The 21,356-nt window shown below is 74.6% G+C and carries 20 protein-coding genes; 12 read left to right on the plus strand and 8 right to left on the minus strand.

Features of this window, described 5'->3' with window-relative positions; genetic code table 11:
- Positions 1-2: 2 nt before the first annotated feature.
- The 6 genes from opgC to EDF38_RS14490 all read right to left on the minus strand — a co-directional run bounded on the left by opgC (position 3) and on the right by EDF38_RS14490 (position 8,530).
- Positions 3-2,561: an OpgC domain-containing protein gene (gene opgC, locus EDF38_RS14465; RefSeq protein ID WP_233572479.1), complete on the minus strand. Its 2,559-nt coding sequence runs from the start codon at positions 2,559-2,561 to the stop codon at positions 3-5.
- Entirely contained in the window at positions 2,546-2,968 is a 423-nt protein-coding gene (locus EDF38_RS14470; RefSeq protein ID WP_123356602.1) for an ATP-binding protein, read from the minus strand. The genes opgC and EDF38_RS14470 overlap by 16 nt, the downstream gene beginning before the upstream one ends.
- A complete protein-coding gene (locus EDF38_RS14475; protein WP_123356604.1) occupies positions 2,961-3,293 on the minus strand; it encodes an STAS domain-containing protein in 333 nt (110 codons plus the stop codon). The genes EDF38_RS14470 and EDF38_RS14475 overlap by 8 nt, the downstream gene beginning before the upstream one ends.
- The gene (locus EDF38_RS14480; RefSeq protein ID WP_199734754.1) at positions 3,290-5,497 is read right to left on the minus strand and encodes a glycosyltransferase family 2 protein; all 2,208 of its coding nucleotides are present in this window, start codon (positions 5,495-5,497) and stop codon (positions 3,290-3,292) included. Before EDF38_RS14480 ends, EDF38_RS14475 begins: the two co-directional genes overlap by 4 nt.
- A 194-nt stretch (positions 5,498-5,691) precedes the next feature.
- Positions 5,692-7,053, minus strand: a complete 1,362-nt coding sequence (locus EDF38_RS14485; protein ID WP_123356606.1) for a glycoside hydrolase family 6 protein — start codon at positions 7,051-7,053, stop codon at positions 5,692-5,694.
- A gap of 196 nt (positions 7,054-7,249) precedes the next feature.
- Positions 7,250-8,530 (minus strand): glutamyl-tRNA reductase, encoded by a 1,281-nt coding sequence (locus tag EDF38_RS14490; RefSeq protein WP_123356608.1) that lies wholly within the window; start codon positions 8,528-8,530, stop codon positions 7,250-7,252.
- Between the two features lie 152 nt (positions 8,531-8,682).
- On the opposite strand from EDF38_RS14490, the gene EDF38_RS14495 reads away from it, so the two are divergent.
- The 12 genes from EDF38_RS14495 (at position 8,683) to hemL (ending at position 19,682) form a co-directional block, all read left to right on the plus strand.
- The gene (locus EDF38_RS14495) at positions 8,683-9,696 is read left to right on the plus strand and encodes an NADP-dependent oxidoreductase (protein ID WP_123356610.1); all 1,014 of its coding nucleotides are present in this window, start codon (positions 8,683-8,685) and stop codon (positions 9,694-9,696) included.
- Between the two features lie 52 nt (positions 9,697-9,748).
- The gene (hemE, locus tag EDF38_RS14500; protein ID WP_123356612.1) at positions 9,749-10,813 is read left to right on the plus strand and encodes a uroporphyrinogen decarboxylase; all 1,065 of its coding nucleotides are present in this window, start codon (positions 9,749-9,751) and stop codon (positions 10,811-10,813) included.
- 13 nt (positions 10,814-10,826) lie between these two features.
- Complete coding sequence (locus EDF38_RS14505) at positions 10,827-12,227, plus strand: NAD(P)/FAD-dependent oxidoreductase (protein WP_304984675.1); 1,401 nt, start codon at positions 10,827-10,829, stop codon at positions 12,225-12,227.
- Between the two features lie 148 nt (positions 12,228-12,375).
- Positions 12,376-12,630 carry a hypothetical protein gene (locus EDF38_RS14510; protein WP_123356614.1) on the plus strand — a complete coding sequence of 85 codons (255 nt, stop codon included), beginning with the start codon at positions 12,376-12,378 and terminating at the stop codon, positions 12,628-12,630.
- A complete protein-coding gene (locus EDF38_RS14515; RefSeq protein WP_123356616.1) occupies positions 12,627-13,076 on the plus strand; it encodes a phage holin family protein in 450 nt (149 codons plus the stop codon). Before EDF38_RS14510 ends, EDF38_RS14515 begins: the two co-directional genes overlap by 4 nt.
- A gap of 44 nt (positions 13,077-13,120) precedes the next feature.
- Positions 13,121-13,348 (plus strand): DUF3618 domain-containing protein, encoded by a 228-nt coding sequence (locus EDF38_RS14520; RefSeq protein WP_123356618.1) that lies wholly within the window; start codon positions 13,121-13,123, stop codon positions 13,346-13,348.
- A gap of 109 nt (positions 13,349-13,457) precedes the next feature.
- Entirely contained in the window at positions 13,458-14,252 is a 795-nt protein-coding gene (hemQ, locus tag EDF38_RS14525; protein WP_123356620.1) for a hydrogen peroxide-dependent heme synthase, read from the plus strand.
- On the plus strand, positions 14,249-15,472 hold the full coding sequence (locus EDF38_RS14530; RefSeq protein ID WP_123356622.1) for a ferrochelatase: 1,224 nt from the start codon (positions 14,249-14,251) through the stop codon (positions 15,470-15,472). The genes hemQ and EDF38_RS14530 overlap by 4 nt, the downstream gene beginning before the upstream one ends.
- A 4-nt stretch (positions 15,473-15,476) precedes the next feature.
- On the plus strand, positions 15,477-16,460 hold the full coding sequence (gene hemC, locus EDF38_RS14535) for a hydroxymethylbilane synthase (RefSeq protein ID WP_123356624.1): 984 nt from the start codon (positions 15,477-15,479) through the stop codon (positions 16,458-16,460).
- Positions 16,457-17,263, plus strand: a complete 807-nt coding sequence (locus EDF38_RS14540; RefSeq protein ID WP_123356626.1) for a uroporphyrinogen-III synthase — start codon at positions 16,457-16,459, stop codon at positions 17,261-17,263. The genes hemC and EDF38_RS14540 overlap by 4 nt, the downstream gene beginning before the upstream one ends.
- Positions 17,264-17,355: 92 nt before the next feature.
- Positions 17,356-18,345, plus strand: coding sequence for a porphobilinogen synthase (gene hemB / locus EDF38_RS14545; protein ID WP_123356628.1), 990 nt, complete (start codon positions 17,356-17,358; stop codon positions 18,343-18,345).
- On the plus strand, positions 18,345-19,682 hold the full coding sequence (gene hemL, locus EDF38_RS14550) for a glutamate-1-semialdehyde 2,1-aminomutase (protein WP_123356630.1): 1,338 nt from the start codon (positions 18,345-18,347) through the stop codon (positions 19,680-19,682). The genes hemB and hemL overlap by 1 nt, the downstream gene beginning before the upstream one ends.
- Before the next feature lie 122 nt (positions 19,683-19,804).
- On the opposite strand, the gene EDF38_RS14555 is transcribed toward hemL, so the two are convergent.
- The gene (locus EDF38_RS14555; protein ID WP_123356632.1) at positions 19,805-20,626 is read right to left on the minus strand and encodes an ABC transporter ATP-binding protein; all 822 of its coding nucleotides are present in this window, start codon (positions 20,624-20,626) and stop codon (positions 19,805-19,807) included.
- A gap of 11 nt (positions 20,627-20,637) precedes the next feature.
- Positions 20,638-21,327: a GntR family transcriptional regulator gene (locus EDF38_RS14560; RefSeq protein WP_123356634.1), complete on the minus strand. Its 690-nt coding sequence runs from the start codon at positions 21,325-21,327 to the stop codon at positions 20,638-20,640.
- Positions 21,328-21,356: the final 29 nt, after the last annotated feature.

Raw genomic sequence — 21,356 nt, forward strand, 5'->3', positions numbered from 1 at the left:
GCCTACCGCGGGATGACCTTGAACAGCACCTTCCACCGCACGAGGCACCAGATGACCGCGATGACCGCGGTGTGGATGAGCGTGCCCTGCCACCAGCTCGCCCGGTCGAGGCCGGGGATGTTGGCGACGGCGAGCACGAAGAACACGTGCACGATGAAGACGTAGAGGCTCGCCTGCCCGAGCGGCACCCACAGCCAGCTGGTCGCGGCGGCGATCGGCTTCCAGAACGCGGTCAGCAGCGCGTAGGTGATGACGACGACGAACGCCACGTCGACGAGCCGCCCCCACTGCAGGTCGATGCGCTGGTACCCGCCGAGGTAGAGCGAGTCGTACAGGTCGGCCGGGAACGGCGCCGGCGTGAAGCCGTACGCGTGCCCGGCCCACAGGTAGCCGAGGAACGCCGCGTACCCGACGACGAACGCCGTCACGAGCACCAGGCCGAGGCGACCGGTCAGCGCCCTCGTCACCTGCGTGCGGTACCAGCCGAGCACGAGCCCGTGCGTGAAGAGCACCTGCCAGATGAAGAGCGGGAACACCGCGTCGAACTGCGGGGCGATCGACAGGGCCTCGGGGAAGGCGTAGTGCAGGCCGTAGAGCGCCCAGCTGACGAGCAGCACGACCCACCAGGCGCCGCGCTTGACGAGCCACATGAGGGCGGGGACCGCGAGGCTCAGCACGACGAAGAGGCCCATGATGTTGAACGGCCACGGCCCCATCTGCAAGGTGAGGAACTGCTTCACCGCGTACCAGGGCGGCGGGTAGTCGAGCAGTCGGTCGGCGTTCGGGTAGAGGTCGTAGACGCGGCCCTGGGCGCCGCCCCCGCCGCCGCCGGTGCCGCGGTCGGTGAAGGTCGTGATCGCGCTCGTGTCGATGAACGGCACGAAGCCGAGCACGAAGACGAGCAGCACGACGGCGAGGGCGACGACGTACTGCTTGCGGGCCCGGACGAACGAGGCCACCGCGGCGCCCCACTCGGTGCCGCGGCGGAGCGCGAGCGGGTAGACCATGCCGAGCACGATGCCGCTGAGCATCACGAACATCTCGGCGCCCGTGATGCCGCCCACCGCCTTGAGCGCGACGAACGACCACGGGCTCGTCACCTCGATGTGGGTGACGACGACCATGATGATGATGAAGCCGCGGAACAGGTCGATGCGCAGGTCGCGGCCGGGCTTGCCGTCGTCGGGGTACCGCCACGAGGGCAGGAGGCGCCGGGCCAGCCCCGCGAGGAGGAAGGCGATCGCCAGCCCGCCCGCCATCGCGACGATCCAGCCCATCGCCTCGCCGTTGCCGACGTCCTGACGCACCTGCACGCTGGCGACGGTGCCGTCCTCCGGGGTCACGCGGTCGGTCACCGGCCCCCAGCGGATCAGGCCGGACGCCTCGAGATCGGTGCGGAACGCGGTCGCGAGGGTCGCGTCGGCGGTCGCGCGCCAGTCGACGACGGCGCCTCCCGCCTCCGCCTCCTCGCGCTCGGACTCGAGCCAGGTCACCGCGTCGATCGTCGGGTGGGCCGGCAGCGCCGTGAGCACCTGCTGCCACCAGCCGCGCTTGACGGCCTCCTCGCCGTCGCCGCCGAGGTCGGGGTCGTAGAGGGCGCCCGTGTCGAGCACCAGCGGCAGGTCGCGGGCGACCGAGAAGCGGTCGACGAACGACTGCGCCTGCGGCTGGACGTAGCCCCACGTCTCGTCGAGGCGGGACTCGAGCTCGCCCGCGACGGGGGCGGAGTTCTCGGTGAGCGGCACGTCGGTGCCGGCCGCCGCCTCCTGCGCTCCCTTGCCGAAGTAGTAGAGGGAGAGGCCGACGCGGTCGACGGCGCCGTCGCCCGGCCAGTAGGGCCCGTACGGGTCGTCGCTTTCGGTCAGCGCCCCGTCGTCGTCGGTGTCGAGCGCCTGCAGCGTGTCGGCGGCGAGGTCGTCGATGCGACCGCCGGCCCGGTCGAAGGGGTAGCCCGCGCCGTAGGAGGGCGCCCAGACCATCTCGGCGTCGTCGGTGCCGGCGTGCACGGCGCCCGCGACGGTGCGGAACGCCTCGCCGAAGCGGATCGGCTGCTGGCCCCACGAAGTCCACGAGCCGTTCATCTCGGCCGCGAACCGGATCAGGTGCCGGGTCGCGTAGTCGTCGTGCACCTCCTGCGCGAAGGTCGCGAGGGTCGTCGCGTCGTCGGCGGTGAGGTCGGCGAGCGGCCCGCTCGGCTCGAGGCTCACGACGAGCACGGCCCCCTGCTCGGCCGCGGCGCTCGCGGCCGTGGTCCATTGCTGGCGCGCCGGCTCGTCGAGCGGGTAGGCGATGCGCACGGCGTAGAGCGACGGCGTCTCGCCGAGGCGCTCCTGGTAGCCGCCGGGCCCGTCGGAGGCCCAGTCGAGCTCGGGCCCGAACAGCACGTCGCCGCCCGTCGCCGCGGGGCCCGTCGGGGCGGGCGAGGACGACGCGGAGGCGCGGGCCGGCGACGCGGGATCGCCGGCGGCCATCGCGGGCGCGGCCGACACCGCGAGCACCGCCAGGGTCGCCGCCGCCGTCGCCGTCCAGCGGCGCAGGCGGCGGCTCAGGCCCGCCCGCACTCCAGCTCCCACACGTTCTTGCCGTCGACGAGGAGGTGCTCGAGGCGGTCGAGGGAGACGAGGGCGAGCGCGAGACCGCGGCCGTCCTCCTCGTCGAGGCTCGCCATCGTGACGGTGCTGAGGTCGACCTGCGCCGGCAGGCCGTTGTCCTCGAAGCGCGCGCGCAGCGAGCGGTCGTCGGCCTCGAGCACGAGGCTGAACCGGCGCCCGGGCGCGCCGTCGAGGCGACGCGAGTGCTCCACCACGTTGCCGGCGATCTCGATGACGGCGGTCTCGAACGCGAACCGTCGCTGCATCGGCACCTCGCCGACGGCCGGCCACCACTCCTCGAGCAGGTCGTGCACGAGCTCCAGGCTCTCGAGCTCGACGTCGGCGTCGACGAGCTCGCGCCGGGCGGTCTCAGCCACGCAGGGCCTCGTCGACCGTCGCGCGGGGGCGCAGCACACGGTCGAGGTTGGTGATGCCGAGCACCATCGTGACCTGCTCGGTCGGGGCCGCGATGCGGAGGTCGCCGCCGGCCTGGCGGGCCGTCTTGAGGCAGGCGACCAGGGCGCCGAGGCCCGACGAGTCGACGAACGTCGTCCCGGCGAGGTCGATGACGATCGTGCCGCCGTCGCGCTCGATGACCTCGGTCACGGTGTCGCGGAACGCTCGTGCCGACACCATGGTCAGGCGGCCCTGGGGGCCGACGACGGTGCCGCCCTCCTCCTTGCGGACGTCGAACTCGATCATGCGGTCTCCCTTCCCTGCCCCGGCGTGCCGGGGCCCTGCGATGCGGTGCCGTCGTCCTGCTCTGGGGGCCCGGAGTACGACACGGCACGGATGACGATGCTGAAGACGGCGAGGTCGAAGAGCACCCACGCCACGTTGACGAGCGGGGCGATTCCCTCGGCCTGGCCCGCCGCGTACCGGACGCCGACGACCGCGAGCGAGACGACGAGCGCGGCCATGACGAACAGCTGCGGCCGGACGAGGTCCCACCGGCGGACGTGCGCCTCGGTGCGGGTCTTCGGCGTCACGGCGAAGCCGAGCGAGCGGCCGCGGTAGACGTTCTGGAAGGCGGTCGTGACCGAGCGGATCCAGATCGGGAAGAGCGCGAGCGAGTACTGCTGCCCGCGCCAGGTCGGCCGGCCCGCCGCCACGACGAGGAAGAGCAGCTGGTTCAGCAGCAGGAACGGCACGAGCCGGGCGAAGAAGTCGACGCTGAACGCCGTGACCGGCAGCACGCCGAAGCAGAGGTAGAGCACGGGCGCCGCGACGTAGACCACCGCGGCGAAGCCGGAGAGGTAGCTCCACATCGTGGAGAAGTACATGAGGCGCTGGCCCCAGCTGAGGCCGCGCTGCAGCAGCGGGTTCTCGCGGAAGAGCACCTGCATCGTGCCCTGCGCCCAGCGCAGCCGCTGCGTCAGCATCGTCGGGAGGTCCTCCGGCGCGAGGCCCTTCGCGAGCACCTCGTCGTGGTAGACCGAGCGCCAGCCGAGGCCGTGCAGGCGCATCGAGGTCGCCATGTCCTCGGTGACCGAGATGGTCGCCAGGGGCATGATCGCCTGCGCCTCGTCCTCCCGCCCGACGTCGAAGGCGGCGACGAGCATGCTGACCGACTCGATCGCGCCGAGGGGCGACCAGTCGGCGTGCCCGAGCGCCTCGACCGCGGCGTCGACGGCCGCGTCGTCGGAGGCGAGCGCCTCGGGCTCGCCCGCCATGGCGGCGAGCTCGGCGAGGTCGGCGCGCAGCGAGGCGATGTCCTCGTCGCTGAGGGCACGGCGGACGGCGTCGACCCGGCGCTGGAAGGCCCAGGTGACGTCGGCGAGGGCGTCGCCCGCGGCGACGGCCGCGCGCAGCTCGTCGAGGGCCGCCGAGACCTCCTCGAGGGCGCGCACGGCCCGGGGCTCGTCGCGGTGGGCGGCGAGGGCGCGGTCGAGGATGCGGCGCGACGAGCGCACCGCGCGGTGCACGGCGACGGTGACGTCGCTCACGTAGCGCGACACCCCGAGCTGCATGAGGGCCTCGCGGCGGAGGATCGCGTTCGACCCGCAGAAGAAGGCGGCGTTCCAGCCGTCCTTCGACTGCTGGATCGGACCGTAGAAGAGGGGCGCCTGGCTGCCGAGAGGGTCGCTGTCGGACGTGTTGACGAACCACTGCGGCGTCTGCACCAGCGCGACGTCGTCGTCCCGGAACCAGCCGAGCGTCCGCTCGAGGATCTCGGGCTCGGGCACCTGGTCGGCGTCGAGGATGAGCAGGAACTCGCCCTCGGTGACCATCAGCGCGTTGTTGAGGTTGCCCGCCTTCGCGTGCCGCGGCACGTCGGCGGTCCAGGCGCTCGACCGCGTGACGACCCCGATGCCCTCGGCCTCGGCGAGGGCGCGGAGGGCGGGCCGGGCGCCGTCGTCGAGGATCCAGGTCTGGTGGGAGCCCCGGATGCGCTGGGCGGCCCGGGCGGTGCGCATCACGAGGTCGAGGGGCTCGTCGTACGTCGTGACGAGCACGTCGACGGTGGCGTCGGGGTCGGGGGGAGGCGCGGTGCCGCGTTCGCGCAGCCGCCAGGCGCCCAGGCCGAACAGCAGCGAGTCGACGAGGCTGAACGTCTCGGCGAGCACGAGCGGCACGGCGATCCACCACGAGTCCCAGTTCACCGAGGCGAGCCAGCGCCAGACGACGTAGTTGACGCCGAGCACCGCGGTGAGGAACACGACGACGCGGATGAGGAGCTGACGACCGCGGTTCGTCGACGGCGCCGCGGCGCGGTGGCCGGGCACCCGCCGCCGGGGCGGCGTCGCCGGACGGGCGGTGCGCTGCGGGGGCGCGACCGGGCGCGACGTGCGGCGCGGGGCCTCGGTCGGCGCCTCGCGGGCGGGCGGCGCCCACGTCGAGCGGCGGGGCGGGGCCGCGGTGCGGGAGGCACGACGGGGCGCGTGCGCGGTGCTGCGCGTGCTCATCGCGGGTCCCCCTCCGGTGCGGGCTGCGGCGGCCGACCGGCCGGCCCGACGCCGTCGTTCCACGCTAATGCGACCGCCGCTCATGAGCGCGCGGTCTCGGGTCGCATCTCTGGGGGACACGAACGTCCCCCGACGGGTCGGCTCGCGCCTCCTCACCGGGGCCTCCGGCCGCTCTGGTGCCGAGCGGGCACGGGTCAGCGACCCCGGATCAGCCCGAGCGCCAGGGCCTCGGAGAAGGTGCCGGCCGACGGGCCGCCGTTGCAGGTGCCGTCGCTCTCGCCCGGGCGCTTGATCCAGAGCAGGGCGTCGAGGCCCGTGCCGTCGGAGACCGCTCGGGGCGTCGTGCCGAGCGCCACGCCCGACGGGTTGCACCAGTCGCCCTGCCAGCCGCGTCCGTTGCGCGAGGTGTCGATGACGTAGCGGGCCTTCCCGCCGAGCGCGGCGCGGACCTTCTCGGCGTAGGCGCGCTCCTCGGCGGTGGTGCGGTAGTTCGAGACGTTCGTCGAGAAGCCCCTCGCGCGGTCGACGCCGGCGGCCTTCAGGCGCTTCGCCATGACGGTCGGGTCGACCCACTGCGAGGTGCCGGCGTCGAGGTACGCCGCGACCCCGGCGTCGGCGAGGGCGTCGACGGCGTGCTTCAGCAGGCCCGTGCGGTCGCCCTGGCCCGGGCAGTCCCCGAGCAGCGCCAGGGCGTCGGGCTCGACGACCACCACGGCGCCGGTGCCCTTCAGGGTCGTGGCGACGAGCGACGACCACTGGCGGTAGCGCGGGTCGGTGAAGCCGCCCGCCGAGTGCAGGCCGCAGTCGCGCTGGGGGATCGCGTAGAGGACGAAGACGGGCACGCGGCCCTGTCGCCGCGCGGTGGCCACGTCGGCGCCCAGCTGGCGCACGAGCGTGGCGTCGTCCATCCAGTCGCCGAGCCAGATCGCGCTCGGCTGCCCCGCGATGGCGTCGAGCTCGGCGGCCACGCCGGTGCGGCCGGCGGCCCGGGCGGCGGACTGGGCCTCGACGGCGGCGCTCCAGCTGGGCCGCGACTGCCCGGCGGCGAGGGGGTTCGGCGACACGGGGCTCCGAGAGGGGGTGGGGGACGGCGTGGGGGCGGGCTTCGGGGCGGCCGTGGCGACGGGCTTCGCGACGGTCACCGACCGGCAGCCGAGCTGGCGGTCGCTGCCCGGGCCGACGTTCGCGGCGACGAGGCAGACGGAGCGCGTGCCGGCGGCGACGCCGGTCACGGTCGCGACGACGCCGTGCATCGGGCCGTCGGCCGGACGCGCCCGTCCGACGTCGGGACGCGACGCGTTCGCGGTCACGCTCGCGCGCTTCGTCCCGTCGACGACGACCCGCACCGTCACGGCGCCCCGGAGGTCGGGGTCGACGGCCCAGCCCCGCACGCTGACCGACCCGGGGGAGGCGCTGATCGCCTCGTCGAGACGGCCGGCGGGCGAGCGGTCGGCCGCGGTGGCCGCCCCGCCGCCGAGCACGACGGACGACGCGACGGCGGCGGCGACGAGCACGCCGACGAGCAGGCGCGCGGGGCGGGTCTTGCGGGACGGCACGGCCGTGTTCCTTCCGGACGGGAGCAGGGGAGCGCCCTCGCCGGCAGGGGCCGGGACGGGAGCGCCCGGTCAGCGTAGGCAGGCCCCCGCCGTCGCCGCCCCGCCCAGAACGGGGGCGTCGGCCAGCCCAGAACAGGGGGAGGCCGGGCTCGTCGAGACCGTGCCCGAAGGGTGCTCCGACGCCGCGGAGGTCGGCTCAGCCGGCGGAGGCGCGGGGCTCGTCGCCGAGGGAACGCAGCCCCGCGACGGCCTGGCCGCCCGTGCCGCTGATGCCGAAGAGCGCCTCGAGGCCGGCACGGAACTCGTCGCCGCGACCCTCGCGGGCCAGCTCGCGGGCCCGCACCGAGGGGGTGTGCAGGAGCACGCCGGCGAGGTGCCGGAGCGCCTGCTCGGTGCCCTCGGCCGAGTCGCCGCGGCCGCGCGCCCGCTCGATCTCCGCGTCGAGCACGTCGTAGACGTGCTTGCGGAGCGCGACGACGGCCGGCGCGAGCGACTGCTCGGCGGCGACGGCCTGGAACTCGGCGGCGGCCGAGGTCACCATGGCCCGCGCGTCGTCGGCCGCCTGCAGCTGCGTGAGCGGGGCGTGCAGGCTGATGGTCTCGAGGTCGAGCAGCTCGACGCCGGGCACCGACGCGACGGCGGGGTCGACGTTGCGGGGCAGGCCGAGGTCGATGACGAGGCGGCGGGCCTCGTCGACGACCGACGGCACGACGACCGGCTCGGCCGTCGTGGTGCAGGTGATGACGACGTCCGACCAGGCGATCGCCTCGGCGAGGTCGTCGTAGGGGCGCAGGTCGTGCTTGAGCCCGAACCAGGAGGCGCGCCCCGAGCCCGAGAACACGGCCAGGTCGCCGGCGCCCCGGTCGCGCAGCGCGACGACCGTCGTGGCGGCGTACTGGCCGGTGCCCACGATGAGCACGCGGGCCTCGGCCCAGTCGGTGACCCGCGACGACGCGAGCTCGAGGGCGAGGCGCACGAGCGACCGGCCCGCGCCTCCGACGTTCGTGCGGTTCTTGACGCCGCGCGAGGTGTGCGAGGCCTTCTGGAACAGGCGCTCGAGGTCGGACGACGTCGTGCCGACCTCGCGGGCTCGCTCGAGGGCTCGGCGGACCTGCCCGGAGATCTCGTCCTCGCCGACGACGACCGACTCGAGGCCGGAGCTCACGGCGAAGAGGTGCTCGACGACCTCGTCGCCGGTGATGACGCGGACGCTGTCGCGCATCTCGTCGGGGGAGACGCCGCTGGCCTCGCTCATCGTGCTGATGGTGGCCTCGACGGCCACGGCGCTCGCCGCGGTGAGGGGCTCGTCGACGTCGAGGTAGGCCTCGAAGCGGTTGCAGGTCGCGAGGACCACGGCACCGCTTACGAAGTCGCTGCCGTCGACCAGGGTGCTCGCCGCCGAGGGTGCGCCGATGCTCAACTTCTCGAGGAGGTCGAATCGGGCGTTCCGGTGGGACGCCGTGAGGCAGATGAGCACTGAGTGATCCTAACGCTGATCAGCCGTTTCGGCTGGGTGTTGGCTCGATGTCGAGACGACGCTCGGGCACGGGGGTCCATGATCGTTGTCTGATGCAACACGGCCGCCGCACCCGGCGACGCGACCGGTGCCCGTCCGTCCGAGGAGGACCCATGACCACGACCACCAGCACCCAGTGGCAGCTGCACGCCCGACCCGTCGGCGAGCCGACCCCCGACGACGTCCGTCGCGTCGAGGTGACGCTGCCCGAGCTCGGGGAGGGCGAGGTGCGCGTGCAGAACGAGTACCTCTCGGTCGACCCCTACATGCGCGGCCGCATGAACGACGTGAAGTCGTACGTGCCCCCGTTCGCGCTCGACGAGACGATGACCGGCGGCGCGGTCGGCCGCGTCGTCGAGTCGCGCAGCGACGACCTCGCCGTCGGCACCGTGGTGCTGCACGACCAGGGCTGGCGCGACGTCGCCCAGGGCCCCGCCGCTGGCTTCCGCCCGGTGCAGCCGACCGAGGGCGTGTCGCTCTCCGCCTACCTCGGCGTGCTCGGCCTCACCGGCCTGACCGCCTACGTCGGCCTCACCGAGATCGCGGGCATCCGCGAGGGCGACGTCGTCTTCGTCTCCGGCGCGGCCGGGGCCGTGGGCTCGATGGTCGGCCAGATCGCCCGCCTCAAGGGCGCGTCGCGCGTGGTCGGCAGCGCGGGCAGCGCGGAGAAGGTCGAGCTGCTCACCTCGAGGTACGGCTTCGACGCGGCCTTCAACTACCGTGACGGCGACGTCGCCGAGCTGCTGGCCGAGGCCGCTCCCGACGGCGTCGACCTCTACTTCGACAACGTCGGCGGCGACCACCTCTCGGCCGCCCTCGGCGCCTTCCGCGACGGCGGCCGAGCCGCGCTCTGCGGCTCGATCGCGAACTACAACGCGACCGGCGCCCCCGTGGGCATCACGAACATGACCAACGTCGTCACGCGCGGCCTGACCCTCACGGGCTTCACGCTCGGCAACTACCGTCATGTCGCCCCGGCCTTCCAGGCCGAGATGGGCCCGTGGCTCGCGGCGGGCGACGTCGTCCACGACGAGACCGTCGTCGAGGGCATCGACTCGGCGTTCGACGCCTTCACGGGCCTGATGCGCGGCGACAACGTCGGGAAGATGGTCGTCGAGATCGGCTGAGCCGCGCCTCCGGCGGGGGGTGCACGGACCGCGTCCAGCGGTCGATGGGAGGATGAAGCACGTGAACCTGCCTCAACAGCACCCCCTGGCCACCGGCCTGACGACGCGCTCGCCCCTGGTGCGCGCCCTGCGCGGAGACCGGCCCGAGCGCCTCCCCGTCTGGTTCATGCGGCAGGCCGGGCGCTCGCTGCCCGAGTACCGCGAGCTGCGGGTCGGCACGAAGATGCTCGACGCGTGCCTCGACCCCGCTCTCTCGAGCGAGATCACGTTGCAGCCCGTGCGTCGGCACCACGTCGACGCCGGCATCTTCTTCAGCGACATCGTCGTGCCGATCAAGATCGCGGGCGTCGCCGTCGACATCGTGCCCGGCCGCGGGCCCGTGCTCGAGCAGCCGATCCGCACGGCCGCCGACGTCGCCGCGCTGCGGCCGCTCGACCCCGCCGCCCTGTCGCCGATCGCGGACGGCGTCGCCCGCACCGTCGCCGAGCTCGGCGAGACCCCGCTGATCGGCTTCGCCGGAGCCCCCTTCACCCTCGCGGCCTACCTCGTCGAGGGCGGTCCGTCGAAGGACCACATCCGCGCCCGGGCCCTCATGCACAGCGACCCCGGGACGTGGGAGGCGCTCCTCACCTGGGCCGCGGACGTCACCGGCCAGTTCCTCCGCGCGCAGGTGCTCGCCGGCGCCAGCGCCGCGCAGCTCTTCGACTCGTGGGTCGGCAGCCTCTCGCTCGCCGACTACCAGGCGCACGTCGCGCCGTTCTCGGCCCGGGCCCTGTCGCACGTGGCGGGCCTCGGCGTGCCGACGATCCACTTCGGCGTGGGCAGCGGCGAGGTGCTGAGCGCCATGCACGGCGTCGGCGTCGACGCGGTCGGCGTCGACTGGCGCATCCCGCTCGACGAGGCGTCGCGTCGCCTCGGCGGCGGCGTGCCCGTGCAGGGCAACATCGACCCGGCGATGCTGCAGGCGCCCTGGCCCGTGCTCGAGGAGCACGTCCGCGACGTGGCGCGGCGCGGCCGCTCGGCCCCCGGCCACGTCCTCAACCTCGGCCACGGGGTCAGCCCCGAGACCGACCCCGACGTGCTGACGCGCATCGTCGAGCTGGCCCACAGCCTGTAGGAGGCGCGCCCCCGTGACCGAGGCGACCAGCGCCGCCGAGGCGACCGCTCCCGCAGGCGCACGCCGCGCCTCCCCGGCTCCCGTCGGCCGGCCCGACGTCGTCGTGGTCGGCGGGGGCGTCGCGGGGCTCGTGGCCGCCCGCGACCTGGCCCTGGCCGGTCGCCGCGTGGTGCTGCTCGAGCGCTCGCACCGGCTCGGCGGCGAGGTGGCCCGGCACACCGTGGCCGGCCTCGACCTCGACGCGGGGGCCGAGAGCTTCGCGACGAAGGGCGGCGTGGTCGCGGCGTTCCTCGACGAGCTCGGGCTGGGCGCCGACGTCGTGCTGCCCGACCCGCGGGGCGCCTGGGTGCAGCACGGGGCGGGCGAGGCGTTCCCCCTGCCGCGCACCGGCCTGCTCGGCATCCCCGGCGACCCGACGGCCGACGACGTCGTCGCGGTCATCGGCCGGGCCGCAGCCGAGGAGGCCCTGCGCCTCGACTCCGCGGACCCGGCCGTGGGCGCCGACCACGACACGGTCGGGCCGTTCGTCCGGGCCCGCATGGGCGCCGCCGTGCTCGACCGGCTCGTCGCGCCGATCGTCGGCGGCGTGCACTCGGTCCACCCCGACGCGCTCGCGGTCGACCGCGTCGCGCCCGGCCTGCGCGCCGCCCTGGCCCGCGAGGGGTCGCTGGCCGCGGCCGTGCGGAGCGTCCGCGCCCTGGCGCCCGCCGGCTCGGCCGTCGCCGGGCTGCGCGGCGGCATGGCGCGGCTGGTCGACGCGCTCGTCGACGACCTCGGGCGGCTCGGCGTCGACGTGCGGCTCGGCACCGACGTCGCCGCGCTCGACGCCCGCTCGGTCTCGCTGGCCACGGGCGAGGTGCTGACGCCGCCGCACGTCGTGCTCGCGGTCGGCGAAGGCGCTGCACGGGCCCTCGAGGGCCGGCCGCGACCCGCCGACGGCGGCCTCATCACCCTCGCGACGATCGTGCTGCGCGACGACCGCCTCGACGCCGCCCCGCGCGGCACGGGCGTGCTCGTCGCGCCGGGCGCCGTCGGCGTGCGGGCCAAGGCGCTCACGCACGGCACCGCCAAATGGCCGTGGCTGGCCGAGGCCGCCCACGGTCGCCACGTGCTCCGGCTCAGCTACGACTCGCCCGTCGTCGACGCGGCCACGAGCGACGACGAGCTGCGCGCGCAGGCGCTCGCCGACGCGTCGGCGCTGCTCGGCGTCGAGCTGCGCGCCGGGTCGGTGGAGGGCACCGCGCGGGTGGTCTGGGACGCGCCCGTCCCCGAGGAGGCGCACCGCGCCTCCCCGTCGCCCCTCGACGGCGTCGTCCGCGTCGGCGGCGCCGTGGCCGGGCGGGGGCTCGCAGCCGTGGTCGTCCGCTCGCGCCGCACCGTCGCGGAGCTCGTCTCCGCCGCGACGACGGGCTGAGCCGGGCCGACGCGCCCGGACGCGCCCGGCCTGTCCGCTGGCGGCGGGTCGCCGCGCCCGGGCGGGCACCGGCGCTCGCGCCCGGGCTAGATTGGACCGACGCGCCGGGCACCGGTCCGCGCGCGGACGACCACCAGGATGGAGCGACATGCGAGGCAAACTGATCTTCGTCGCCGGAGCAGCACTCGGCTTCGTGCTCGGCGCACGAGCCGGCCACGAGCGTTACGAGCAGATCTCGGGCAGGGCCTCGAAGCTCTGGCACAGCCGCGCGGTGCAGCGCCAGGTCGTCAAGGCGGAGGACTTCGCCGGCGCGAAGGCCGCCGACGGCGTCGACGCGATCGTCGTGGGCGTCAAGACCCTGCTCGTGAAGCTCGTCGGGGGCGGGCGGAAGAAGAAGCGATGACCGACTCCACCCGGAGCGACCGCGTCCGCCACGGCAAGGGCTCGCGGTCGCTCTTCGCGCTCGTGCAGGACCTGCCGACGCTCATCACCGACCTCGTCAAGGGCGAGCTCGCCCTCCTCAAGCACGAGGTCGTCGGCACGCTCAAGGCGTTCGGCGTCGGCGCGGGCTTCCTCGTCGGGGCCCTGATCTTCGTGTTCGCCATGCTCGGCGTGCTGCTGACCGGCATCGTGCTGCTGCTCGCCATCTGGCTGCCGGGCTGGCTCTCGGCCCTGATCGTCGCGTTCGTGCTGCTGCTCGTCGCGGCGCTGCTCGCCTTCCTCGGCTACAAGAGCATCAAGAAGGGGCTGCCGGCCGTGCCGGAGAAGACCCTCGCCAGCCTCAAGCGCGACCTCAAGGCCGTCAAGGGCGTGGGCACCATCCCGAACGCCAGCCTCGACGACCGCTGACGCGCCTCCTCGCCCTTCCTCGCACCACCCGATCGGAGAACACCGTGAGCGACACCGACGACATCCAGGCCCGCATCGACCGCACCCGCGCCGAGCTCGCGGCGACGCTCAACGAGCTCGAAGACAAGCTGAACGTGCCGAAGCAGCTCGGCATGGCGGGCCACCGCGCCAAGGCGTCGTTCGAGCGCGACCGGGCCCCGTGGCTGGCCGGCGTGGGCGTCGCGGCGCTCGCCGTGGGCGGCATCGTCGTCGCCGCCGTCAAGAAGCGCTGACCGCCTCGCCGGCCCTCCCCGGGCCCGGCCTCGGGCGTACCCCGGCGGGGACGTTCGAGGTCGAGGCTCCTGGTTGGGCTCCCAGCCGACGCAGGGAGAGAATGGAGCAATGAGTTCCCCGTCCGACGTGCCGGTCCCCGACCTGCCGACGTCCGATCACCCGGCCGCCCCCGCGGGCGAGCCGTCGCACCACCGTCCCGACGCCGCCCCGACGCCCCAGGGCGAGGGCGACCAGGGCGCCGAGACCCTCGGCTACACGCTCTGGGCCGTGCTCCGCCGCGACCCGCAGAACCCCTACGCGCCCGACGAGGCCGACGTGCCGCAGCTCGACGAGCTGGTGGCCTCCCTCGCCGAGGAGGGCGTCGTCGTCCGCGGCTTCTACGACGTGAGCGCGCTGCGCGCCGACGCCGACGTCATGATCTGGCTGCACGGCGAGGTGCCCGAGGCGATCCAGTCGGCGTACCGCCGCCTGCTCCGCACCGACGTGCTCGGCGGCCTGCTCCCGACGTGGAACGCGATGGGCATGCACCGCCAGGCCGAGTTCTCTCGCAGCCACAGCCCCGCCTTCATGCGCGGCAAGGAGCCCGAGGCGTGGCTCACCGTCTACCCCTTCGTCCGCAGCTACGAGTGGTACCTGCTGCCCGAGCCGGAGCGCCGCCAGATGCTGGCCGACCACGGCAAGCAGGGCGCGGCGCACCGTGCCGTGCTCACGAACACGGTCGCGAGCTTCTCGCTCGGCGACTACGAGTGGATCCTCGCGCTGGAGGCCCCCGAGCTCGTCCAGCTCGTCGACCTCATGCGCGACCTCCGCTACACCGAGGCCCGCCGCCACGTCCGAGAAGAGATCCCGTTCTACACAGGGCGACGGATCACCACCACCGAGATCATCGAGGTCCTGTCGTGACCGACACCACCGGCATCACCAACGGCGAGCTCGTCCGCGCCGCGACCCCCGCGGCCGCCCAGGGCCCCGAGCACGTCAGCGAGCCGACCGCGTACGACGCGATCCTGCTCGCCGGCTTCGGCGGGCCCGAGGGCCAGGACGACGTCATCCCCTTCCTCCGCAACGTGACGCGCGGCCGCGGCATCCCGGAGGAGCGCCTCGAAGAGGTCGCGACCCACTACCGCCACTTCGGCGGCGTGAGCCCGATCAACCAGCACAACCGCGAGCTCAAGGCCGCCCTCGAGGGCGAGCTGTCGCGACGCGGCATCGACCTGCCCGTCATCTGGGGCAACCGCAACTGGGACCCCTACATGGCCGACGCCGTGCGCGAGGCCGACGAGCGCGGCTTCACGAAGCTCATCGCCGTCGCCACCAGCGCGTACTCGTCGTACAGCTCGTGCCGGCAGTACCGGGAGGACTTCGCCATGGCGCTCGAGGCGACCGGGCTCGAGGGCAAGCTGCAGATCGACAAGGTGCGGCAGTTCTTCGACCACCCCGGCTTCGTGCAGCCGTTCATCGACGGCGTGCGGAAGGGCCTGGAGGAGGCGCGGGCCGCCAACGCCGCCCTCGACCTGACCACCGAGGTGCAGGTGCTCTTCGCCACCCACTCGATCCCGTCGTCCGACGCCGCGCGCAGCGGGCCGGAGGCACGCGGGTTCGACGACGAGGGCGCCTACGCCGCCCAGCACAAGGCCGTCGCGGAGGTCGTCATGGCCGCCGCCGAGGCGGGTCTCGGCCTCGAGGCGCCCGCCGAGGGCGGCACGACCGTGCCGTGGCAGCTCGTCTACCAGTCGCGCAGCGGCCCGCCCTCGATGCCGTGGCTCGAGCCCGACATCAACGACGCGATCGACGCCCTCGCCGGCGGACCGACCCGTGCCGTCGTCATCGTGCCCCTCGGCTTCGTCAGCGACCACATGGAGGTCATGTGGGACCTCGACGAAGAGGCGCTCGAGACCAGCGAGAAGAACGGCTTCTGGGCGACCCGCACCCCCACCCCCGGCATCGACCCGAACTACGTGACGGGTCTCGTCGACCTCGTGCTCGAGCGGGTCGAGGGCACCCCGGCGGAGGACCGCCCGCACCTCACCGACCTCGGGCCCTGGTACGACGTGTGCCGTCCGGGCTGCTGCGAGAACGTCCGGCTCGGCTTCAAGCCCGCCGTCTCGGGACTGGTCCCGTAGCGGCGTGGCGACACTGCGAGTAGGGACGAGGGCGAGCGCGCTGGCGGTCGCCCAGTCGACGACGGTCGCCGAGCGCCTGGCGGCCGCGACGGGGCACGACGTCGAGCTCGTCCGCGTGCACACAGAGGGCGACCGCACCCAGGCGACGGGCGAGTCGCTCTCGCTCGGCGGCACCGGCGTGTTCGCCAGCGCCCTCCGCGAGTCGCTGCTCGCCGACGGGTGCGACGTCCTCGTGCACTCCCTGAAGGACCTGCCCACCGCCTCCCACCCGGGTCTCGTCATCGGCGCGATCCCCGGTCGGGCGGACGCCCGCGACGCCCTCTGCGCGCGCGACGGGCTCACGCTCGAGACCCTGCCCGAGGGGGCGAGGGTCGGCACCGGCTCGCCGCGGCGCGTGGCGCAGCTGCTCACGCGACGGCCCGACCTCGAGGTCGTGCCCATCCGCGGCAACGTCGACACGCGCCTCCGCCGGGTCGACGACGACCTGCACGCCGTCGTCCTGTCGGCGGCGGGCCTCGAGCGCCTGGGCCGCTCGTCGGCCGTCACCGAGCTGCTCGGGCTCGGCCCGTGGCCCAGCGCCCCGGGCCAGGGGGCCCTGGCCGTCGAGGTGCGCGAGGGCGACGCCGACGACGACCTCGCCCGCGGCCTGCGCGCGCTCGAGCACCTCGAGACCCGCCTCGTCGTCACCGCCGAGCGCGAGGTGCTCTCGGCCCTCGAGGCCGGCTGCTCGGCGCCGATCGGCGCCACGGCCGTCGTCGACGCGGGCCTGCTGCTGCTCAGCGCGACGGTCTACCGGCCCGACGGCACCGCCCACGTCAGCGCGTCGCACGCCGTCTCGCTGGAGGACGGCCCCCTGGCAGTCCAGCTGACCGACGTGCACGAGGTGGCCGGCCGCGTCGTCGCCGAGCTGCTCGAGCTCGGCGCCGCCGACCTCGCCCCGCTCGGCGACGGCCCCGGCGGCGGCGACCCGATCGGCAGCGCCTCGTGACCGCCGTGAAGCCCCTCAAGGGCACGCGCGTGCTCGTGCCGCGCGGCGGCACCTGGGGCGACAACGTCTCCGCCTCGCTGCGGTCGTTCGGGGCCTCGCCCGTCATCGCCCCGATGATCAACTTCGCCCCGGCCGAGACGCCCGAGCTGCTCGCCGCGGCGCTGGCCCGCCTGCAGGCCGGCGTCTACGAGTGGCTGGTCGTCACGAGCGCCACCACCGTCGACGTGCTCGTCGGCAACGGCATCCGCCCGCCGGCCGAGACGCGCGTCGCGGCCGTCGGCGAGACCACCGCGGCGGCCCTGACGCTCGCGGGCTACCGCGTCGACTTCGTGCCCGAGGGCGACAACTCGGCCCGGGGCCTCGTCAAGGAGTGGCCGCGCGAGTCCGTCGCGGGTCGCGTGCTCGTCCCGCAGTCCGACCTGGCCGAGCCGACGCTCGTGGCAGGCCTCTCCGAGCGCGGCTTCGACGCCGAGTTCGTCTCGGCCTACCGCACGGTCGGCGTGCCCGTCTCGTCCGAGGTCGTCGACGGCGTCGCGTCGGGCGACATCGGCGTCGTGCTCGTCACCTCGGGCAGCGTCGCCCGCCAGATCGCGGCCCAGCTCGCGCCCCTGCCCGAGGGCACGGTCGTCGCGTGCATCGGACCGCGCACCGCCTTCGACGCCCGTGCCGCCGGCCTGCCGGTGCACCTGATCGCCGAGACCCGATCGGCCGCCTCGCTCGTCGAGGCCGTCGTCGACCACGCCGTGGCGCTCCGCGCCGAGGCCGACCCCGGGGCCGACGGCCTCGACGAGGTCGACCGGTAGGTCGCCGACGCGACGGCCCGCCCGTCGCGCCGCCCTCCACCCGACCGCCCGCCGCTCGTCCGCCCGGCGGTCACGATCCACCCGAGAAGGCCATGTCACAGTTCCCCCGCGTCCGTCCCCGCCGCCTCCGCGCCACCCCGGCCATGCGCCGGCTCGTCGCCGAGACGCGGCTCCACCCCGCCGACCTCGTGCTGCCGATGTTCGTCCGCGAGGGCATCGACGAGCCGAGCCCCATCGCGTCGATGCCGGGCGTCGTGCACCACAGCCTCTCGAGCCTGCCGCGGGCGGTCGAGGAGGCCGCGGCCGCGGGCGTCGGCGGGGTCATGCTCTTCGGGGTGCCGCTCGAGAAGGACGCGATCGGCTCGGGCGCGACCGACCCCGAGGGCATCCTCAACGTCGCGACGCGCGTCGCGGTCGACGCGGCGGGCGGCGCCCTCGTGGTGCAGACCGACCTCTGCCTCGACGAGTTCACCGACCACGGCCACTGCGGCGTGCTCGCCGCCGACGGCTCGGTCGACAACGACGCGACCCTCGCCCGCTACGACGAGATGGCGGTCGTGCAGGCCGAGGCCGGCTCCGAGCTGATCGGCATGAGCGGCATGATGGACGGCCAGATCGGCTCGGCCCGCGAGGCCCTCGACGACGCCGGCCACGGCGGGACCGCGCTGCTCGCCTACGCCGCCAAGTACGCCTCGGCGTTCTACGGCCCGTTCCGCGAGGCCGTGCAGTCCACGCTCGTCGGCGACCGCCGCACCTACCAGCAGGACGCCGCGAACGGGCGCGAGGGCATCCGCGAGGTCGAGCTCGACCTCGCCGAGGGCGCCGACGTCGTCATGGTGAAGCCGGCGATGAGCTACCTCGACGTGCTCGCCGAGACCGCGGCGATGAGCCCGGTTCCGGTCTGGGCCTACCAGATCAGCGGCGAGTACGCGATGATCCAGGCCGCCGCCGCGAACGGCTGGATCGACGCCGACGCCGCCTCGTACGAGAGCGTGCTGTCGATCAAGCGTGCGGGGGCCGACACGATCCTGACGTACTGGGCGACGGAACTGGCCACGCGCCTCCGGAAGGGACTCATCTGATGAGCGAGAGCAACGAGCAGTACTTCACGCGGGCCAAGCGCTCGATCCCGGGCGGGGTCAACTCGCCCGTGCGCGCGTACGGCAGCGTCGGCGGCACGCCGCGCTTCCTCGTCGGGGCGCACGGCGCGCACGTGACCGACGCCGAGGGACGCGACTACGTCGACCTCGTCGCGTCGTGGGGCCCGGCGATCCTCGGGCACACGCACCCCGAGGTGCTGCGTGCCGTGCAGGAGGCCGCCGCGCGTGGTCTCTCGTTCGGCGCCTCGACGCCCGCCGAGACCGAGCTCGCCGAGCTGGTGCGCGAGCGCGTCTCCGTGGGCGACGCACGGCCGATCGGCAAGATCCGCATGGTGTCGACCGGCACCGAGGCGACGATGACGGCCATCCGGCTGGCCCGCGGCTACACCGGCCGCGACCTGCTGGTGAAGTTCGCCGGGCACTACCACGGGCACTCCGACTCGCTGCTGGCCGAGGCCGGCTCCGGCGTCGCGACGCTGTCGATGCCGGGGTCGGCGGGCATCACCGCCGAGACCGCGGCGCAGACCCTCGTGCTGCCCTACAACGACCTCGACGCCGTGCGCGCGGTCTTCGACGAGCACGGGCCGCGCATCGCGGCGGTGATCGTGGAGGCAGCCGCCGCGAACATGGGCGTGCTCGCCCCCCAGCGCGGCTTCAACCGCAGCCTGTCGGAGATCACCCGTCGCGCCGGGTCGCTGCTCATCATCGACGAGGTGCTCACCGGCTTCCGCGTCGGACCCGCCGGCTGGTGGGGCCTCGAGGCCTCCCGCGTCGTGCCCGACGGGGCCGGCTGGGAGCCCGACCTCATCACCTTCGGCAAGGTCATCGGCGGCGGCATGCCGCTCGCGGCGCTCGGCGGCCGGGCCGAGGTCATGGACTTCCTCGCACCGCTCGGGCCCGTCTACCAGGCGGGCACGCTGAGCGGCAACCCGGTCGCGGTCGCGGCGGGCATCGCGACCCTCCGCCTCGCCACCCCCGAGGTGTACGCGAAGCTCGACTCGCTCGCCGACCAGCTGTCGACGGAGGTGTCGTCGGCCCTCTCGGCCGAGGGCGTCGCCCACACGGTGCAGCGGGCCGGCTCGCTCTTCTCGTTCGCCTTCGCCGAGACGGCGCCGACGAACTACGACGACGTGCGTGCGCAGCAGACCTGGCGCTACCCGCCGTTCTTCCACTCGATGCTCGACTCGGGGGTGAACCTGCCGCCGTCGGTGTACGAGGCGTGGTTCGTCACGGCGGCGCACGACGACGCGGCGGTGTCGCGCATCGTCGACGCGCTGCCCGCGGCGGCGAGGGCCGCGGCGGCGGCGACCGCCGCGTAGCAGGCGCGGAGCGGGCGCGGCGCGGGCCCCCGGCGGCCCGGGGCTCGGAGCCGGCCCACCGCACCGCGGTGCGCGGCCCTCGCGGTGCCGGCGCGACGGGTGCAGGCGCCCGCCCGGCGGCCTCAGCCGCGGCGCGTCCGCGCCAGCCAGCGCCCGTCGAGCCGCTCGATCGTCAGCGGGTGGTCGAACGCGCCCGACACGAGCTCGCTCGTCAGCACCTCGTCCGCCGTGCCCGTCGCGAAGACCCGGCCGTCACGCAGCAGCATCGCGTGCGTCGTGCTCGCCGGCAGGTCCTCCAGATGGTGGGTGACGGTGACCGACGCGACCTCGGGGTGCTCCCGGCGCAGCAGGTCGACCGTGTCGAGCAGGTGCTCGCGGGCGGCGACGTCGAGCCCCGTCGCGGGCTCGTCGAGCAGCAGGAGGGCCGGCTCGCCGACCAGCGCCCGGGCGATGAGGGCCCGGCCGCGCTCGCCCTGCGAGAGCAGGCTCCAGCGGCTGTCGCGCCGCGCCTCCAGCCCCACGGAGGCGCGGAGCAGGTCGGCCCGCTCCTCCTGCTCCCGGCTCGGTCGCCACCGCAGCTCGGGGTCGCTCGAGCCCGTCAGCCCGGTCAGCACGACCTCGTGCACCGTGTTGTCGCGGACCATGCGGTGCCGCGGGTCGACGTGGCCGATGTGTCGGCGGAGCTCGCGCAGCTCGACCCGGCCGAGTCGGCGCCCGAGCACCTCGACGGTGCCGCCGGACGGGTGGCCGAGGGCCCCGCAGAGCGTGAGCAGCGTCGTCTTGCCCGCCCCGTTCGGGCCGATCAGGGCCCAGTGCTCACCGGCACGGACGGTGAGCGAGACGTCGCGCAGCAGGTCGCGGCCCGAGCGGGTGACGCGGGCGTCGACCACGTCGAGCACCGGGGCGGTGTCCCCCGGTGCTGCGACGTCGTCGGAGGAGGTCACGTCGTCGGTGCTCAGGAGCGGTAGACGCCGGCCTCGCGGACGGCCGCGTAGAGCCCCTCGAAGCGCGCGGGCTGCATGCGGACGGCCTCGGCGGCGGCCGCGGCGTCGTCGGCCTTGACGGCGTCGCGCAGTGTGGTCGTGAACGAGGCTGCGACGTCGAAGTCGAAGATGCCGTTCGCGGACGGGCGGCGGAGCAGCAGCAGCAGGCGCGGTCCCGTGTTCGACCACAGGCGGTCGAGCGCGGTGCTGTCGGCGGCCTGGAGCAGGATCTCGTTGAGGCGGATCAGCCCCGGGATCTCCTCCTCCTTCTTCGACTTGAACGCCTTCGCGCGGGCGTCGAGCAGCTTGACGACCTCGGCGCGCTGGCCCTTGTCGAGCTTCGGCACGGCGCGCTCGACGAGCAGCGACCAGACGGCGTAGCCGACGTCGACCGTGTCGACGAACTCGTCGTACGACGGGTCGACGATGCGCGTGTAGCGGTTGGCCTCGATGTCGACGAGGGCCTGGTCGGCGAGCTTGGCGATGGCCTCGCGGACGGGGGTGCGCGAGACGCCGAGCCAGGCGACGAGCTGGTCGTCGTTGAGGCGCTCCCCGAACTCGAGGGTGCCGTCGATGATGGCGTTGAACATCTTGTCGTAGACGACGTCGCGCAGGAGGCGACGCGGTGCCGGCGGCTGGTCGGTCAGCGTGGGGATGGGCATCGAGGGTGCTCCTTCGTCGGGTGAGGGGG

This window comes from Frigoribacterium sp. PhB160, assembly GCF_003751785.1.
Lineage (GTDB): Bacteria > Actinomycetota > Actinomycetes > Actinomycetales > Microbacteriaceae > Frigoribacterium.

Excerpts from the sequence above, each read along its gene's own strand:
- EDF38_RS14475 (WP_123356604.1), bottom strand. The coding sequence starts at position 3,293 with ATGATCGAGTTCGACGTCCGCAAGGAGGAGGGCGGCACCGTCGTCGGC.
- EDF38_RS14480 (WP_199734754.1), bottom strand. The coding sequence starts at position 5,497 with ATGAGCACGCGCAGCACCGCGCACGCGCCCCGTCGTGCCTCCCGCACC.
- EDF38_RS14495 (WP_123356610.1), top strand. The coding sequence starts at position 8,683 with ATGACCACGACCACCAGCACCCAGTGGCAGCTGCACGCCCGACCCGTC.
- hemE (WP_123356612.1), top strand. The coding sequence starts at position 9,749 with ATGAAGCACGTGAACCTGCCTCAACAGCACCCCCTGGCCACCGGCCTG.
- EDF38_RS14510 (WP_123356614.1), top strand. The coding sequence starts at position 12,376 with ATGCGAGGCAAACTGATCTTCGTCGCCGGAGCAGCACTCGGCTTCGTG.
- EDF38_RS14515 (WP_123356616.1), top strand. The coding sequence starts at position 12,627 with ATGACCGACTCCACCCGGAGCGACCGCGTCCGCCACGGCAAGGGCTCG.
- hemQ (WP_123356620.1), top strand. The coding sequence starts at position 13,458 with ATGAGTTCCCCGTCCGACGTGCCGGTCCCCGACCTGCCGACGTCCGAT.
- hemB (WP_123356628.1), top strand. The coding sequence starts at position 17,356 with ATGTCACAGTTCCCCCGCGTCCGTCCCCGCCGCCTCCGCGCCACCCCG.
- hemL (WP_123356630.1), top strand. The coding sequence starts at position 18,345 with ATGAGCGAGAGCAACGAGCAGTACTTCACGCGGGCCAAGCGCTCGATC.
- EDF38_RS14560 (WP_123356634.1), bottom strand. The coding sequence starts at position 21,327 with ATGCCCATCCCCACGCTGACCGACCAGCCGCCGGCACCGCGTCGCCTC.